15 protein-coding genes and 1 pseudogene are annotated in these 15530 nt (G+C 66.6%); 8 read left to right on the top strand and 8 right to left on the bottom strand.

Going from position 1 to position 15530, the window contains the following annotated elements; translation table 11 throughout:
* Positions 1–107 precede the first annotated feature (107 nt).
* Both TSO5_RS20800 and TSO5_RS20795 read left to right on the top strand, forming a co-directional pair.
* Positions 108–1070 carry a DMT family transporter gene (locus TSO5_RS20800; RefSeq protein WP_247870854.1) on the top strand — a complete coding sequence of 321 codons (963 nt, stop codon included), beginning with the start codon at positions 108–110 and terminating at the stop codon, positions 1068–1070.
* Between the two features lie 82 nt (positions 1071–1152).
* Positions 1153–2016 carry a ChbG/HpnK family deacetylase gene (locus tag TSO5_RS20795; protein WP_109153349.1) on the top strand — a complete coding sequence of 288 codons (864 nt, stop codon included), beginning with the start codon at positions 1153–1155 and terminating at the stop codon, positions 2014–2016.
* Positions 2017–2025: 9 nt separating this feature from the next.
* Here TSO5_RS20795 and TSO5_RS20790 read toward each other — a convergent pair whose 3' ends face one another.
* The 3 genes from TSO5_RS20790 to TSO5_RS32775 form a co-directional block, all read right to left on the bottom strand.
* Positions 2026–3660, bottom strand: a complete 1635-nt coding sequence (locus TSO5_RS20790; RefSeq protein WP_109153362.1) for an AMP-binding protein — start codon at positions 3658–3660, stop codon at positions 2026–2028.
* 355 nt (positions 3661–4015) lie between these two features.
* Positions 4016–4519 (bottom strand): hypothetical protein, encoded by a 504-nt coding sequence (locus TSO5_RS20785; protein WP_109153348.1) that lies wholly within the window; start codon positions 4517–4519, stop codon positions 4016–4018.
* A gap of 241 nt (positions 4520–4760) precedes the next feature.
* Positions 4761–4931, bottom strand: a complete 171-nt coding sequence (locus tag TSO5_RS32775) for a hypothetical protein (RefSeq protein ID WP_158282465.1) — start codon at positions 4929–4931, stop codon at positions 4761–4763.
* Positions 4932–5405: 474 nt separating this feature from the next.
* On the opposite strand from TSO5_RS32775, the gene TSO5_RS20780 reads away from it, so the two are divergent.
* On the top strand, positions 5406–6209 hold the full coding sequence (locus TSO5_RS20780) for a response regulator (RefSeq protein WP_109153347.1): 804 nt from the start codon (positions 5406–5408) through the stop codon (positions 6207–6209).
* 22 nt (positions 6210–6231) lie between these two features.
* Here the strand turns inward: TSO5_RS20780 and purU are convergent, their stop codons facing one another.
* The gene (gene purU / locus TSO5_RS20775) at positions 6232–7098 is read right to left on the bottom strand and encodes a formyltetrahydrofolate deformylase (protein ID WP_109153346.1); all 867 of its coding nucleotides are present in this window, start codon (positions 7096–7098) and stop codon (positions 6232–6234) included.
* A 237-nt stretch (positions 7099–7335) separates the two neighbouring features.
* Between purU and TSO5_RS20770 the strand changes: the two genes are divergently transcribed.
* Together TSO5_RS20770 and TSO5_RS20765 are read left to right on the top strand one after the other, a co-directional pair.
* A complete protein-coding gene (locus TSO5_RS20770; RefSeq protein ID WP_109153345.1) occupies positions 7336–7722 on the top strand; it encodes a hypothetical protein in 387 nt (128 codons plus the stop codon).
* A 308-nt stretch (positions 7723–8030) separates the two neighbouring features.
* Positions 8031–9143, top strand: coding sequence for an IS4 family transposase (locus TSO5_RS20765; RefSeq protein WP_199230964.1), 1113 nt, complete (start codon positions 8031–8033; stop codon positions 9141–9143).
* A gap of 207 nt (positions 9144–9350) precedes the next feature.
* Here the strand turns inward: TSO5_RS20765 and TSO5_RS32985 are convergent, their stop codons facing one another.
* Positions 9351–9518: a hypothetical protein gene (locus tag TSO5_RS32985; protein ID WP_167393191.1), complete on the bottom strand. Its 168-nt coding sequence runs from the start codon at positions 9516–9518 to the stop codon at positions 9351–9353.
* 269 nt (positions 9519–9787) lie between these two features.
* Between TSO5_RS32985 and TSO5_RS20760 the strand changes: the two genes are divergently transcribed.
* From TSO5_RS20760 to TSO5_RS20750, 3 genes are all read left to right on the top strand, one after another.
* On the top strand, positions 9788–10624 hold the full coding sequence (locus tag TSO5_RS20760) for an N-acetylmuramoyl-L-alanine amidase (protein ID WP_109153343.1): 837 nt from the start codon (positions 9788–9790) through the stop codon (positions 10622–10624).
* A 108-nt stretch (positions 10625–10732) separates the two neighbouring features.
* Positions 10733–11452, top strand: a complete 720-nt coding sequence (locus tag TSO5_RS20755) for a BON domain-containing protein (RefSeq protein WP_247870853.1) — start codon at positions 10733–10735, stop codon at positions 11450–11452.
* 12 nt (positions 11453–11464) lie between these two features.
* A complete protein-coding gene (locus tag TSO5_RS20750) occupies positions 11465–12946 on the top strand; it encodes a hypothetical protein (RefSeq protein WP_109153341.1) in 1482 nt (493 codons plus the stop codon).
* An 18-nt stretch (positions 12947–12964) separates the two neighbouring features.
* On the opposite strand, the gene TSO5_RS20745 is transcribed toward TSO5_RS20750, so the two are convergent.
* The 3 genes and pseudogenes from TSO5_RS20745 to TSO5_RS33785 all read right to left on the bottom strand — a co-directional run.
* On the bottom strand, positions 12965–13963 hold the full coding sequence (locus TSO5_RS20745) for an NAD(P)H-quinone oxidoreductase (protein ID WP_109153340.1): 999 nt from the start codon (positions 13961–13963) through the stop codon (positions 12965–12967).
* A gap of 417 nt (positions 13964–14380) precedes the next feature.
* The gene (locus TSO5_RS20740; RefSeq protein ID WP_109153339.1) at positions 14381–15307 is read right to left on the bottom strand and encodes an IclR family transcriptional regulator; all 927 of its coding nucleotides are present in this window, start codon (positions 15305–15307) and stop codon (positions 14381–14383) included.
* 123 nt (positions 15308–15430) lie between these two features.
* A pseudogene (locus TSO5_RS33785) lies at positions 15431–15530 on the bottom strand (succinate--CoA ligase subunit alpha); the annotation flags it as partial.

Below are 15530 nucleotides of genomic sequence, written 5' to 3'. Positions count from 1 at the left end.
GAGTCGGACGGCTGCCATGCACAGCTGCCGTGAAGGGCGGCCGCGGCTGCCATGCTAGGCTGGGTTGCACCCGTCATGGAACCCCCTTTTCGGATACCGGTCCGGCGATGTCGCTTCCGTTCCTGCCGTCCTTCCTGCGAACCGGTCCGCTGGCCGGCCCGTTGGCCGCCTATGGCCTCTACATCGTCGGCTCCGCCCTGCTGGCCTCCAACCCGGTGGTCGGGCGGGCGGTGGCGCATGTGGTGCCGCCGATCGGGCTGGCCTTCTGGCGCTGGCTGATCGCCTTCCTGATCGTGCTGCCCTTCGCCTTGCCGGGGCTGCTGACCCACCGCGTTCAATTGAAGCGGCAGTGGCGGCGCTATCTGCTGCTGGGCGTGCTGGGCCAGGGGATTTCGGGCGCCATCGTCTATTACGGGCTGGAGCGGACCAGCGCCACCAACGCCAGCCTGATCTATGCGACCAGCCCGGCGATGATCCTGGCGCTGGCCGCCGTCTGGCTGGGCGACGCGATCCGGCCGCGGCAGGTGCTGGGCATCCTGCTGGCGATGGCCGGCGTGCTGGTGATCCTGACCCGCGGCGATCTGGACGCCTTGCGCCACCTGTCCTTCAATTCCGGCGACCTGCTGGTGTTGACCGGGGCGGTGTCGTGGTCGGTCTACACCATCCTGCTGCGGCAATCAGGCACACCCCTGCCGGTGGTCACCGCCTTCGCCGCCAACGCATTCGCTGGCGTCCTGGTGCTGGCTCCCTTCTATGCGTGGGAGACGGTGGCGGTGCGGCCGGTTCCCTTCTCCGTCTCCACCATCCTGTCGATCGTCGCGGTCGCGCTGTTCGCGTCGGTCCTAGCTCTGCTGGCCTATCAGAAGACCATCGCGATGATGGGGGCCGCGCGCGCTTCCACCGCGCTGTACGTGTCGCCTCTGTGGGCGGCGCTGGCCTCCTGGGTTCTGCTGTCCGAGCCGCTGCAGGGCTTTCACCTGATGGGGGTGGCGCTGGTCCTGCCCGGCGTGATGCTGGCCACTCTGCAAGCCCGCAAGCCGGCGGCGGAGCCTGCGACCGAAGCGGCTTGATGGGTATCGCTTGATCGGTATTGCTTGATCGGAGCCGCCCGCCCATCTTGGCCGGACTCCCGCCTCCTGCTTCCGTCCGGTCATGCCCGATACCGCGTCCACCCCGCTCCTGCTCTGTGCCGATGATTATGGCCTGTCGCCCGGCGTCAACGCCGCCATCCGTGACCTGATCGCCCAAGGGCGCCTGACCGCGACCTCGGTCATGAGCCTCTGCCCGCACTGGCGCAGCGGCGCCGCGGCACTGCGCGAGCTGAAGGACAAGGCCGATGTCGGGCTGCATTTCACCATGACCGACCAGACGCCGCTGGGGCCCATGCCGACCCTTGCGCCGGATGGCAGGTTGCCGCCGCTGGGCCGGCTGATGGGCTGGGCCTATCGCGGGAAACTGAACGCACCGGCGGCGCGTGCGGAGATCCGTGACGAACTGTTGCGCCAGATCGCCGCCTTCACCGAAGCCTGGGGGGCGCCGCCCGACTATATCGACGGCCACCAGCACATCCACCAGCTGCCCGGCATCCGCGACGCGGTGGTGGAGGCGCTGGCCACCCTACCCGGCGCCTATGTCCGCCTGTGCGGGGAACCGGTGGCGGCGGTGCTGCGCCGGGGCGTCGCGGTGCCGAAGACCCTGCTGATCGGCGGACTGGGCGGCGGGCTGAGGCGCATGGTGCGGGCACGCGGCATCCCGGCCAACGACCGCTTCGCCGGTGTCTACGACTTCGCCGGCAGCCGGCCTTTCGCCGAGCTGATGCCGCGCTTCCTCGATGGGATCGACGGTCGCACCCTGGTGATGGTCCATCCCGGCCTGCCCGACGAGGAGCTGCGCCGCGTCGACACTCTGGTCGAGCCGCGGCGCGCCGAATACGACTATCTGCGCGGGCCGGAGTTCCCCGCGCTCTTGAAAGCGCGCAACATCCGGCTGACCCGCTTCGCCGGCTTTCCCCGGTAAAGCGACGCCCTACTCCTCGTCGTCCGGCTGCCACGCGCGGCGGCGCAACTTGAAGCGCTGAACCTTGCCGGTCTCCGTCCGCGGCAGCGCGTCGAGGAATTCCACCGCGCGGGGGTACTTGTAGGGCGCGATGTGCTCCTTCACGAAGCTCTGCAGCTCCTCCGCCAGACGCTCGTCGGGACGGACGTCGTCATGCAGAACGACGAAGGCCTTGGGGATGGTGCCGCGCACCGGATCCGGGGCGGCGATCACCGCGCACTCCTGCACCGCCTCGTGGCTCAGCAGGATGTTCTCGACCTCCAGGCCGGAGATCTTGTAGCCGGCCGAGACGATCAGGTCGTCGGTGCGGGCGTGATACCAGAAGAAGCCGTCCTCATCGACGTGGAAGGCGTCGCCGGTCAGGTTCCAGCCCTGCTGGACATAGCTTTCCTGGCGCGGATCGTCGAGATAGAGGCAGCCGGTCGCCCCGCGCACCGCCAGCCGGCCGACCTGTCCGGGGGGAAGCCGGCGGAACTGGTCGTCGACCACCATCGCCTCGTATCCCGGCACCGGCTTTCCGGTGGAGCCCGGCCGGACATCGCCGGGGACGGCATGCAGCACGGCGTTCAGCAGCTCGGTGGTGCCCAGGCTGTCGAGGATCTGCAGCCCGGTGGCGTCGCGCCAACCCTCGAAGGTCTGCTGCGGCAGCGGCTCCCCCGCCGAGACGCAGAGGCGCAGGGCGGACAGCCCATTCGCCAGCCCAGGGTCGGCGGCCATGCGGCCGATCATGCCACGGTAGACCGTGGGCACGGTGAACATCACCGTCGCCCGGTGGCGGGTGGCGGCCTCCAGCAGCCGGTCGGCGGTCCCGCGCTCCAGCAGGATGACCGACGCGCCGATGCGCAACGGGAACAGCAGCAGCCCGCCCAGCCCATAGGCGAAGGCCAGCGTCGGCGAGCCGCAGAACACGTCCTCGGCCGTCGTGCCCAGCACCGAGCGCGGCGACAGGTCGGAGATCGCCAGCAGATGGCGGTGGAAATGGGCGGCCGCCTTCGGCGTTCCGGTGGTGCCGGAGGTGAAGGCGATCAGCGCCACGTCGTCCTGCGCCGTGTCGGCGGCCTCGAACCCGGCCGGCTTGGTGGCGATGCGGTGTTCCAGCTCGCCATCGCGGAAGCCGACGATGCGCAGCGACGGCAGCGCCGCCTCTTCCAGATCGTCGAGGTAATGGGTGTCGCACAGCGCCATGTCGATGGCGGCGCGCTTCAGCACGTCGGCCAGTTCCGGCGCGCGCAGCAGCGGCATCGTCGGCACCAGAACGCCGCCGGCCTTGATGACCGCCAGCCAGCAGGCGGCCAGCATCGGCGTGTTGGGGCCGCGCAGCAGGACGCGGTTGCCGGTGGCCAGTCCGTAATCCTCGGTCAGGACGCGGGCGATGCGGTCGACGGTGTCGCGCATCCGGCCATAGCTCCACACCTCGCCGTCGCCGCCGATCAGGCAGGGGCGGCCGTCCCAGCCGCGCTCGCGCCAGCCGTCGATCAGAACGGAGGCGGCATTCAGGCGCTGCGGGTATTGGAGTTCGGGGCGTTCGAGAATCAGGTCGGGGCGTTGCGCCGGCGCCGGCAGCCGGTCACGGGTGAAGCTGTCCAGATGTCCGGATGGCGTCATGCGCGGTGCTGCCTCCCCCCATTGGCTGACGGGGAGGATGGGGCCGGCGTGATCGGTGGGCGGAACCGGCCGCCACACGCGCGGTTCAGACACGGCCATGCCATCGGCCGGCGCGAATGCGCATCCCTTCATGGGCAATGCTCCATCTCCCCCCGCAGAGGACGCATGAACACGCCTCCGTCTTATCTTTTATGCTTCGACTATAGTGCCAGGGGGGACGAGTGAGCCATGCAACGAACGAATGGTGGGTGCACCATCAATCGCCATTCGTGCCGGGACAAGTGACTGAAATGGCCTGTTTTTCGTTGGTAAGACGCACGATTCGGACCGAAAGTACGGGTCGGCGTACCAACCGTCAGCCGTTCTGCAGATAGATGTCGATCTCGCCCTGTTCCATCACATGGGCGGTGCCGTGGATGATCCCGTTGGCGATCTGGATGATGCGGTGGATCATCGCGACGGAGGCCTGGCAGTCCATCCGCAGCTTGTCGGGATCGCCGCTGTCGATGTCGGTGCCGATCCGCTCCAGCGTATGGGCGATCACCTGATGGGCCTGGGCGATGGTGTCCTCGAAGGGGCGGAGAAACTTCGACGGCACATGGCCGTAGGCCTCGATCGCCAGTTCCTTGTCGGAAAAGCCGCTGTCGCGGAAATGCTCGGCATAGCTCTTGGGCTGCCAGATGCGGCATTCCTCCAGCATGTCCGGCATGTCCGGGATCATCTCGATCAGCATCACGATTTCGTTGAAGTGATTGAGATAGTCGGTCGCCAGCAGCGTCTTTTCGGAGATGTTCGTGCCGCGCACGCGCTCCCGCCATTGGACGAAATCGGCCAACTCATCCGGCGGAATGCCATCCATCAGGGACCGATCCAACTCTTGGTCTTCCATGCACAAACCCGGACCCGATGACGCCCAACCCCAACCGTGTGCCGATGTCCTTAACGTTGGATTAAACGGGTTGCAAGCGTCGGGTTGTGAAAGTCACCAATTGACGAAATGAATGCGGTGACAAGGCCGTTATCCATCCAGATAAAAATTCGCCGCCGGCGCCAATCCGCATGATCTCGCGGCGGCGCCCGGCGGCGAAAGGACTGGCGGTTCAGGGAGGAATCACACCATTGGCGGTTCCAACACGGCTGCTGCCGGTTGGTTCCCGGGCGGCGTGCTTGGTTTTTTCAATTGCCGGACCGCGCGATCCGGAAGTCACGATGCGCAGAAAGAAAAACGCGCCGGCCTGGGGGTGGCCGGCGCGTTCGAGGATCGGGAACACTCGCCTTGCCCTCACACGGCAGATGCGCAGCAAATGCCGGAGGGCAAAGTCAGAGTAGGCCGGTAAGTCTTTCGGAACGGTTAAATCCCGGCCTCCGCAACCCCCTATGCGGCGGGGGTCATAGACCGCCGGCCGGTCTCGCCGGTCCCTGTCATGCCCTGTTGCATACCATGCATACTGAGTAATCCTTTGCAGGTATCTCGAATAAATCTTTCGGGTTCACTCCCGTTAGGCCGTGGACTGCGCCATATGAATTTGACCGTTGCAGGTCGCAATGCGTCAGTCTGCTGTGGAAGCAGCGTCGATGGCGTCGCGATCTCCGGCGGGAACCGACTTCCGGAATTCGTCGCCAGGATTCGTCGCCGAAGACCTAAGCCCGGAAGGATCGGGTTGCACCGGCCGCATCCGGGTATCCGGAGCGGCATGTCGGGTGGATGCCAGGAACACGCGCCGCAGAAAGGCACGGGGAGAGAGATGGAGCAGTACACCGGTCACTTCATGCAGCATTTGCCCTACCTGCGCCGCTATGCCCGCGCGCTGACCGGGACGAACGGGCGGGGGGACGCCTTGGTGACCCGCACCCTGGAATGGTATCTGGAGGCGGACGAGGCTGAAACCGGCCGGGGCGGCGACCTGTCGCGCGGCACGCTCTATCGCCATCTGAACGAGTTGCAGGACGAACAAGGCGCACCCCCGGCGGTGGCGCCCTATCATCCGGTCGAATCGGCGCTGATGACGCTGGAGGAGACCGACCGCCGGCTCTACCTTCTGGTCAATCTGGAGGATCTGCCGGTCGGCGACGCCGCGGCCGTCCTGGGCATCGCCCCGGAAGACGCGATGGAGCGGCTGAACCACGCCCGCGAGCGTGTCCGCGCCCGCCTGACCGCCACCATCCTGATCGTCGAGGATGATGCCATCATCGCCTTCGATCTGGCGGAAACAGTGCGCGGCATGGGCCACATCGTCTGCGGCAACGCGGCGACGATGGACGAGGCGCTGTCGCTGGCGGCGGAACACCGGCCGACGCTGGCCCTGATGGACATCCGGTTGGCCGACGGCGACAACGGGCTGGAGGTGGCGCGCGAGTTGCGGGCTCGCCGGTTCCTGCCGGTGATCTTCGTCACCGCCTTCCCCGACGATCTGGCCAAGCACGGGTTGGAGCATCTGGGTCCGGTGATCCCGAAGCCCTTCACCCGCGACCAGATCGAACAGGCGATCACCCGCGCGGTGTTCATGCCCCAGCCGGAAGACGCCCGCGAGACGGCGCAGCCCCACTGAGGGGCGGCGCCGTAGCCCCGCTTTAGCGGAAGACCACCGTCTTGTTGCCGTTCAGCAGCACGCGGTGCTCCACGTGATAGCGGACGGCGCGGGCCAGCACGATGTTCTCGATGTCACGCCCGATGGCCACCAGGTCGTCGGGCGTCATCGTGTGGTCGACGCGCTCGGCCTCCTGCTCGATGATCGGGCCTTCGTCGAGGTTGGAGGTGACATAGTGCGCGGTGGCGCCGATCAGCTTAACGCCGCGGGAATGGGCCTGATGGTAGGGCTTGGCCCCCTTGAAGCTGGGCAGGAAGCTGTGGTGGATGTTGATGACCCGGCCGGCCATCCGCTCGCACAAGGCCCCCGACAGCACCTGCATGTAGCGGGCGAGCACGACGAGGTCGATTTTCTCCTCGTCCACGATCTCCAGCAGGCGGGCTTCCTGATGCGCCTTGTTGTCGGGGCCGACCGGCAGATGGTGGAACGGGATGTTGTGCCACGCCGCCAGCTGGTAGAAGTCGCGGTGGTTGGAGACGATGGCCGGGATTTCGATCGGCAGGTAGCCGGTGCGGTAGCGGTACAGCAGGTCGTTCAGGCAATGGCCGAACTTCGACACCATGATCAGCACGCGCGGCCGGCGGCGGGCGTCATGGATCTTCCAGGTCATGCCGAAGCGTTCCGCCACCTGCGCGGCGAATTCGGCCTCCAGCTGCGCCTTCGTAGGCCCGGCCGGGTTGCCGTTGAAGCTGACGCGCATGAAGAACAGGCCGGAGATGCGGTCGCCGAACTGCGCGCTGTCGATGATGTTGCAGCTCCGCTCCGCCAGGAAGCCGGACACCGCGAAGACGATGCCGACGGTGTCGGGGCAGGAAACGGTGAGGATATAGTCGGAGCCGGTCTCAGACATCGCGCGTCCACCATGGCGTACAGCAAGAAAAGGGGGAAGCTTCCCTAGCACGAACGCCGCGATGTTGCACCCGCTTCATGTGCGGATGCGCACATGGCTGCACCGTCAGGCGGGCCACACCGTCGAGCGGGAATGCCCTCGATCCCGCGCGCTCCACGCCGCTCTGGCGCAGATGCGCCGGCGGTGCGACAATCGGCGGCGGCCGGACTGGCCGGCATCGGGAAGGCGGGGTCACCCATGGCAACCGGCGGCAAGATCATCGGTGAATACAACAAGGGCAAGGTCGACAAGCTGATGACGGCGGATGCCGCCGACAGCAGCCGCAGCCAGCGCATCCGCCATTTCCTGGAAAACATGGATGCGGCGATCCTGGAGGCCAACTGCGAGGTCATCGGGCGCGAACTGCCGAACCTGGACCGCGACAGCTTCCTGCGCATGGCGGTGCGGGTGGCGGAACTGCGCGCCGACTATATCCGCGCCGGCCTGAAGATGTCCGAATCCCGGCATCCCGATTCCTCCACCGTCACCGACCTCGCCCGCCTGCGCGCGGCCTACGAGGAGATGCTGGCCGTCTATGAGGCCGCCGAACGGGTGATCGAGCGCGGATACGCCAAGCTGGGGTGAGGCCTCCTTCGGCCGTCATTCCCGCGAAGGCGGGAATACAGCCGTTTCAGCCGCTCCCTTGCGGAGTTTCCTGGTTCCCCGCCTTCGCGCTACGGCATGCACACATCTCCGGCATTCCATGCACTGTGGCGGATTGACTCAGTGCTGAGAGTGGGATTCCCGGATTGAGGAAAGGAGCAGAAGCTACCGGACGAGTGGGAGCGACAGGAGGAAGAGATGTCCGCGCTTCTAGGTCGATTTGGGGATCGCCGCCTCGATAAAGGGGGGCGGCGCTTCTGGAGCGCATGGTGCGTTTGGGAAGCGTGTGCTTGCGTCGGCTGTCGGAAGGGCAGCGTCGGCTCGAGGTTTGCTTTCACCGCCTGCTTCACAATCCGAAGGTGACGGCTGATCACATCATCGCGGGATGGGCCGAGCCGACCATAGCAGCCTGTGCGGGGCGTCATGTGCTGGCGATCCAGGATACCAGCGAGTTGACGTTCCGAACGACGCCGAGCCGCGAACGCGGGCTTGGGCGGATCGGCAAGGGGGTCGGTCGCGGCGTTCTGCTCCACCCGATGATCGCTGTCGATGCGGCGACCCGCGATTGTCTTGGGCTTCTGGGAGGGCGGGTGTGGACCCGGCCACCGGCGCCGCCGGTCATGCGGACCGCCGATGGCCGGAAGAGGAAGAGCCACTCCAAGGCAGCCTTTCAGGAGCGCGAATCGTGCCGCTGGGTCGAGACTGCCCAAGAGGCCAAGGAGCGCCTGGGCGCGGCGGCCATGGTCACCATGATCGCCGACCGCGAGGCCGACATGTATCCGCTGTGGGCATCGGTTCCCGGAACAAACATCCATGTGCTCGGCCGCGTCTATCATGACCGCCCCATAGTCGGCGGCGGTTGCCTGTCCACAGTGGCGCGGGCTTGGCCGGTGTGTGGCACGCGCCGCATTGCCATCCGGGAACGGGGCGACCGTCCGGAGCGCGAAGCGGTGGTGGAACTGCGCTATGGTCAGGTAACCATCGTCCGCCCCAGGACCATTCGGGTCCGCGAGGGGCTGCCCCGGCAGATCGCCCTGACCTTCCTCGAAGTCACCGAGCCGGCCCCCCCCGACGCCGTCGGGCCGGTGGTATGGCGTCTACTCACCACCCACCCGGTCGCTGATGGAGATCAGGCTTGGCAGGTCGTGGATTGGTACCGCTGCCGCTGGATCATCGAACAGTTCTTCCGCACCCTCAAGAAACAGGGACTGAGGATCGAGGACAGTCAGATCGACGAGGCCGAACACCTGATCAAGCTGGCCGCCTGGATCGTTGCCAGGCTCGGAGGATGGGACGGATACCCATCCTCCAGACCGCCCGGCCCTATCACCTTCAAAAACGGCATCAATGCGCTCAAAACCATGACCGAAGGATGGGCACTTCGAGATCTGTGCATCCCGTAGCGCCTTCGCGGGGATGACGGCCGAGAGTGGTCCATGCGGTAATCCGACAACGCAAATCACCCCACTGACCTCTCCCCTCAATACCCCGAAAACAAAAATCCCCTCCCCCGCGATCCTGCGGAGAAGGGGCGCGACCGATCGGTCACATATTCAGTGGCGACCTTCCATAGCGACGCCCGGTGGCCGGATGCTGGCCGGCATCAGGCCTTATACGTCGTGGAAATGCTCCAACTCACGACGCAGGCTGGTCGCCTCTTGCCGCAGGCCGACGATCCGGCGGACGTCAGGGCTGGGCTGCTGCTCCTCGCGTTCGAGCTTGTCCTCGATATCGCGCTGCTCTTGCCGGATGATGTTGAACAAGGCTTTCCTCAACATCGACACCTCCCGAGCTGATCGCTAAAATTTTAGCGCTTTTTCAATCGGTCATCAAGCAACCAATCACGTCTGTCGAATTCTCAGCCTTTCAAGTGTGCCCGCATGACCGGAGGCTCACAAATATTCAGAAACGGTAACCTGCCCGGTCTTGACAATACTTTTTTGCAGCCGCATTGGTTAATGAATCAGGCTAGACCAACGGGTGGCACAACGGGTCGGGCGACCTGACGCCGCGGTCTCCCCACCTTTGCAGCATGGTATTTCTGGCGATGGATCGACGACAGCTGCTTGGGCTCGGGCTGAGCAAACTTTGGTTAACCGCTTTCGGCACCGCAGCACTGGCCCTGGCCGATCCGCCGGGCTCGGCCCTGGCTGCAGAGCGGCGGCCCGGCCGCAAGCCGGCTGGCGGCGGACCGTCGCGGCCCCGGCTGGTCATGCTCGATCCCGGCCATGGCGGCAACGACCCCGGCGCAATCGGCACCCGCGGCACCTTCGAAAAGGAGGTGACGCTCGACATCGCCCATGAGGTCGCACGCATCCTGGCCGACCGGAGCAACGTCGCGGTGAAGCTGACGCGGCGCGACGACCGTTTCCTGGCGCTGGACGAGCGGGTGGCGCTGACGCGCGAGGCCGGGGCCGACCTGTTCGTGTCGATCCACGCCGACAGCGCCCCCAATGCCGATGCCCGCGGACTGTCGGCCTACATCCTGTCGGAAAAGGCGTCGGACTCCTTCGCCTCGCGCCTCGCCCAGCAGGAAAATCAGGCCGACCGCTTCGGAAAGCCGGGATCGTTGGGCGGCGGCCGGATCGTCAAGGACATCCTGCTGGACCTGACGGCGCGCCACACCCGCCATGCCTCGCTGGCCGCCCGCCAGCTTTTGGTGGAAGGCGCGGGCAAGGAACTGCGCCTGCTGGAAAACCCGATGCGCTCGGCCAATTTCGCGGTGCTGAAGGCGCCGGACGTGCCGTCGGTGCTGGTGGAGACCGGCTTCCTGTCGAACCCAAGGGACGAGGAAATCCTGCGTGACGCCACGGCGCGGCGGGTCGTTTCGCGCGTCCTGGCCCGCGAGATCGCACGCGTCATCTCCAGCCCAGCTTTCGCCTGATTTTGCCCCGAGACTGCATGAGGCTCTGCGGCGAAACTACCGCTGCAGCCGCTCCTTCGCAGTCGCAGCGACTGCAACATCCGTGCATCACCTCGGGACAAAGTGACGATGACTGGTGAAAGCCTCGAATTTCCCCATTGCAAAGACCGTTCCGCCGTGACTTTTTCCGGCCGCGCGCCGCATTTTCCCGGCGCTCGACACGCAGGCGAAGGGAGGCACGCTGTGACGGGTTTGAGCCGCCTTTGGATGATGGTCGCACTTGCCTGCGCCGCGGGGACCTCGCTGTCCGGTTGCGGGCCGCTGGTGCTGGGCACCGCGGGCGGCGCCGCCGTCGTGGCCTCGCAGGAGCGCGGTTTCAGCGGCTTCGTCAGCGACACCGAAATCCGCGCCCGCATCAATTCGCTGTGGCTGCAGCATTCGATCGACATGACCAACCGGATCGGCCTGACCGTCGACCAGGGCCGCGTGCTGCTGACCGGCCGCGCCGCCGACGCGCAGATGCGCCTCGACGCGGTGCGTCTCGCCTGGCAGGCCGACGGCGTCAAGGAAGTCATCAACGAAATCCAGATCGACAACGGGTCCAGCATCGTGGACACCGCGCGCGACACCTGGATTTCAACCCAGATTCGCAGCCGGATCACGTTCGATGCGAATATTCATAGCCAAAATTACAGCATCGATACCGTCGATGGCGTTGTCTATCTGATGGGTGTCGCCAGTTCACAGGAAGAGCTGAACAACGTGCTCCAGCACGCCCGTTCGGTGCCCAATGTTCAACGCGTCGTCAGCTACGTGCGTCTGCTCTCAAATCCAAACCTCCAGGGTTGAAACCCGACCGCCATGGCCTCCGCCCTATCCCGCGTCCTCGCCGTTCTCCGCACCGCCGCCGTCGCCGCAGCCCTGATCCTGCCGGCGGCGGTCGCGACCGGTCCCGTTCTGGCGCAGGATGCGGCGGCGCAGGGGGCGGCGCAGGGGGCAGCGCAGGGCAGTCCGGGGGCCCCGGACGTGGTGGCGCAAGATGTGGTGGCCCAGGATCAGGATGGCGGCGGGGCGGACTCCCCCGCCGCCGGCACGCCGGGTCCGGCCAACCGCCTGTTCGTCCAGGCGCTGCAGTTGATCCGGCAGGCCGACAACACCTATGACGTCGCCGAGGAGTCGCGCCTTCTGAAGGAGGCCGACAAGCTGTTCAACGAGATCGTGACGAAATACCCCGACAGCCCGCTGGCGGTGCAGCTCGTCACCAACCAGTTCGTCGGCGACTTCGATTTCTACGAATTCCGTTCGCGCATCCGGGCGCTGGTCTGCAACGACGCCCTGAACAGCCTGTGCTTCCTCCACCGCATCGGCGAGATGCTGCCGCCGGTGGAAACGCCGATCACCGCCGCGCGCTGGGACTGGCTGTCGCTGGCGGTCGCCTACCAGCAGCTGGGCGATCCCGGCCGCGCCAAGGAGATCATGGCGCCCTTCGTCAGCGCGGTCCGCCGCGGCGGCGTCGCCGACAGCTCCGGCCAGGATCTGTTCGTCGCCCGCGCCCTGTCGCTGATGGGGCAGACGTCGCTGGCGCTCGACATCACGCGGCAGATCAACGACTGCTCGACCCGCATCTACAACCTCGCCGACATCGCCAAGGCGGCGTCCTGGCGCGGTGACGCGGCATTGACCAACGCGCTGGCCGACGAGGCCAAAAGCTATGCCTCCAGCCACAATTGCGCGTGGGAGCTGGGGCTGGTCGCCCAGTCGCTGCTGCGCGCCGGCAAGGAGGCGCAGGCGCGCACCCTGTTCCTGAACACGGTCGAGACGCAGTTCTCCAAGTTCAAGGAAACCCGCGGCGACTGCTGCCCGCCGGAGCTGGCGGTGGCGGCGGCCGACATCGGCGAGCCGAAGCTGGCGCTCGGCCTGCTCAGCACCGTGCAGGACGAGAACCCGTGGACGATCCCGGCGGTGCTCGGGCGGCTGGCCAAGCGCGGCGAGACGGCGATGGCCGTCGCCTATGCCGAGCAGGTCGCCGACATCGACACCCGTGGCGAGGCCTATGCCGAACTGATCGAAGCGGCGATGAAGCGCGGCGATCCGGCCGTCGCCAACGACCTGATGAACCGCCTGAACAAGCTGGCGGACGATTCCGCCGGCCGGCGCCCCGGCCTGCTGGCGCAGCGGGCCAAGGCGGAAAAGGCCTTCTACAACGACGACCGCTGGCGCCGCACTTTCCAGCAGGCGATCAACGCGGCGGAAAAGGCCAGCAACTTCGTCCGCCGCGACATCGGCGCCCCGCTGCTGGCCGCACTGGTCAGGATCGAGACCGGCCTGCCGATGCTGGATTGAACTGAAGAGAGCTTCAGTTCACCCCACCGCCAGCACCAGCTTGCCGACATGCTGGTTGCTCTCCATCAGCCGGTGGGCGTCGGCGGCCTGTTCGAGCGGGAAGATCTCGTGGACGACCGGCTTGACCTTGCCCTGCTCGATCAGCGGCCAGACGCGGGCCTTCAACTGGTCGGCCACCGCCTGCTTGTAGGCGACGGGACGCGCCCGCAGGGTGGAACCGGTCAGCACCAGCCGCTTGGTCATCACGGGGAAGAAGTTCACGTTGGCCGTCGCGCCACGGACGAAGCCGATGCAGACATAGCGGCCCTCGACCGCCAGGGCGTCGATGCTGCGGGCGACGTAATCGCCGCCGACGATGTCGAGCACCACATTGACGCCGGCGCCGCCGGTCGCCTCCTTGACCACTGCGACGAAATCCTCCTCGGCGTAGTCGATGGCGCGTTCGGCGCCCAGCCGGACGCAGGCGCCGCATTTCTCAGGCCCGCGGGCGGTGGCGAAGACGCGGGCACCGAAGGCCGCGCCCAGCTGGATCGCCGTGGTGCCGATGCCGGACGTGCCGCCATGGACCAGCAGAGCCTCGCCGGGCTGGAGCGCGCCGCGCTCGAACACATTCGACCAGACGGTGAAGACGGTTTCCGGCAGGGCCGCCGCCTCGGCCATCGACAGGCCGGCGGGAATCGGAAGACATTGCGCCGCCGGCACGACGCAGAACTCGGCATAACCGCCGCCGGCCAGAAGGGCGCAGACCGGATCGCCGACCCGCCAGCCGTCAACCCCCTCGCCCAGCGCATCGACCGTGCCGGCAACCTCCAGGCCGGGGATGTCGGTGATGCCCGGCGGCGGGTTGTACTTGCCAAGCCGCTGCAGCACGTCGGGCCGATTGACGCCGGCGGCCTGGACGGCGATGCGGATCTCGCCGGGGGCCGGATCGGGAACTGGTCGGCGCGCCGCGACCAGCACCTCCGGCTTGCCGGGCTGGCTCACCTCGATGGCCGTCATGCTTCTGGAATCTGTCATTCGGATCGTACCCCTGCCCTGTCGTCGTGATGGGTTTGAGGGCACTGTGTCGCCGTGGCGGACCACCCGTCCACGCGGCGATGGATCCGATTTCGCCGTGCGGAAAAGGCAAAAAAAATGGCCGTGCTGCACACAGCACGGCCAGTCTCCGAGAGAAGCGCGAACATGCAAAACAACACATCCGCCCGATGAGAAAGGAACGCCTTTCCCGAGACAGACAATCGCACCGAACCGACCGATTTTCCCGAGAAAAAAGCCGCTTTTCCATTCCGTGGAAACGGCTCTTTTCTCAAGAAAAAAGGCCGCGTTCCGTGAGGAACGCGGCCCTGAGTGCGCCAGGGAGGAATGCCGACGTGCACCACCTGCCGTCAGCTCTTGGCGTTACTGTGCCTGGGCGTTACTGGTCCGTGCTTGGGGTCAGTTGGGAACCGGCACGCGGCCGCCCAGTTCCTGCGTCACTGCGGCGGCGGCGCGCTTGACCATCTCGCCCAGGGCGCGCAGCCGCGCGTCCTCGATGCGCCGGCTGGAGCCGGACAGCGACAGGGCGCCCATCACACGGGAATTCTCGTCGAAGATCGGGGCGGCGACACAGCGCAGGCCGGACACCCGCTCCTCCTGGTCCAGGGCATATCCGCGGGTGCGGACCAGCGTCAGGTCGCGGTAGAGCGCCGGCAGCGACGACAGGGTGCTGCGGGTGAACTGGCGCATGCCGCGCTGGGTGACGATGGTCTGCACCTTGGTTTCCGGCATGCCGGCCAGCAGAGCCTTGCCGACGGCGGAGCAGTGCAGCAGCGTGCGGTCGGTCTGCGGCACCGCGACCTGGGCGGCGCGGGGACCGCCGACGCGGGCCAGATAGAGCGCCTCGCCATTCTCCTCGACGGCGAGGTTCACGATCTCGCTGCTCTCCTCCATCAGGCGGCGCATGCGCGGACGGGCGACATCGACCAGATTGCGGGTCTTCAGGAAATTGGCGCCAGTCATATAGGCCTGGACGCCGACCACCCAGCCGCGCGCGCTCTGGTCGAAGCGGACATAGCGCTCGTACTGCAAAGTCGTCAGCAGGCGATGGGTGGTGGAGGGCGACAGGGTCGCGGCCTCCGACAACTCGGTCAGGGTCATCGGCCCGTCATTGGAGCCGAGGATCGTCAGGATGTTCAGCGCGCGGCACAGCGACTGGACGACCTGGCCGCGGTCGGCTTTGGCATCGGCCTTGGCGTCCTTGCCGTTGTCGTTCTTCACCCGCGGCGTTTCGATGATGGCGGTCTTGATGATCGCGGCGGCGCCCTCGCTGGGGTCGTCGTGGATGATGCGGCGGGCAGTGCTCGTGTGGGCTTGCGCTTTCATGTCCCATCTCCCTCGGGGTCCGGCGCGTTGATTGCGCCTGTCTGTTGCGGCTGATGGCGTGAGTGACAGAAGCTTTGCATGAAGCGCGGGACCGTCGCGGACGGCGGTCCCGCGGGGTACCGGTCAACCTTTGAAAATGGACTGCATGGTGGAGCCCAGGCTGGCGGGGCTGTCGGCGACGGCGATGCCGACCGACTTCATGAAGTCGATCTTGAAGTCGGCG

It is taken from the genome of Azospirillum sp. TSO5 (assembly GCF_003116065.1).
In the GTDB taxonomy this organism is placed as follows: Bacteria; Pseudomonadota; Alphaproteobacteria; order Azospirillales; family Azospirillaceae; genus Azospirillum.
The sequence above is the reverse complement of the archived record's forward strand: the minus strand, read 5'-3'. Positions and strand labels throughout refer to the sequence as shown.

What these genes read in the sequence shown, in the direction of transcription:
- TSO5_RS20800 (WP_247870854.1), top strand. Translation starts at nt 108, where the DNA reads ATGTCGCTTCCGTTCCTGCCGTCCTTCCTGCGAACCGGTCCGCTGGCC.
- TSO5_RS20795 (WP_109153349.1), top strand. Translation starts at nt 1,153, where the DNA reads ATGCCCGATACCGCGTCCACCCCGCTCCTGCTCTGTGCCGATGATTAT.
- TSO5_RS20790 (WP_109153362.1), bottom strand. Translation starts at nt 3,660, where the DNA reads ATGACGCCATCCGGACATCTGGACAGCTTCACCCGTGACCGGCTGCCG.
- TSO5_RS20785 (WP_109153348.1), bottom strand. Translation starts at nt 4,519, where the DNA reads ATGGATGGCATTCCGCCGGATGAGTTGGCCGATTTCGTCCAATGGCGG.
- TSO5_RS20780 (WP_109153347.1), top strand. Translation starts at nt 5,406, where the DNA reads ATGGAGCAGTACACCGGTCACTTCATGCAGCATTTGCCCTACCTGCGC.
- purU (WP_109153346.1), bottom strand. Translation starts at nt 7,098, where the DNA reads ATGTCTGAGACCGGCTCCGACTATATCCTCACCGTTTCCTGCCCCGAC.
- TSO5_RS20770 (WP_109153345.1), top strand. Translation starts at nt 7,336, where the DNA reads ATGGCAACCGGCGGCAAGATCATCGGTGAATACAACAAGGGCAAGGTC.
- TSO5_RS32985 (WP_167393191.1), bottom strand. Translation starts at nt 9,518, where the DNA reads ATGTTGAGGAAAGCCTTGTTCAACATCATCCGGCAAGAGCAGCGCGAT.
- TSO5_RS20760 (WP_109153343.1), top strand. Translation starts at nt 9,788, where the DNA reads ATGGATCGACGACAGCTGCTTGGGCTCGGGCTGAGCAAACTTTGGTTA.
- TSO5_RS20755 (WP_247870853.1), top strand. Translation starts at nt 10,733, where the DNA reads ATGACTGGTGAAAGCCTCGAATTTCCCCATTGCAAAGACCGTTCCGCC.
- TSO5_RS20750 (WP_109153341.1), top strand. Translation starts at nt 11,465, where the DNA reads ATGGCCTCCGCCCTATCCCGCGTCCTCGCCGTTCTCCGCACCGCCGCC.
- TSO5_RS20745 (WP_109153340.1), bottom strand. Translation starts at nt 13,963, where the DNA reads ATGACAGATTCCAGAAGCATGACGGCCATCGAGGTGAGCCAGCCCGGC.
- TSO5_RS20740 (WP_109153339.1), bottom strand. Translation starts at nt 15,307, where the DNA reads ATGAAAGCGCAAGCCCACACGAGCACTGCCCGCCGCATCATCCACGAC.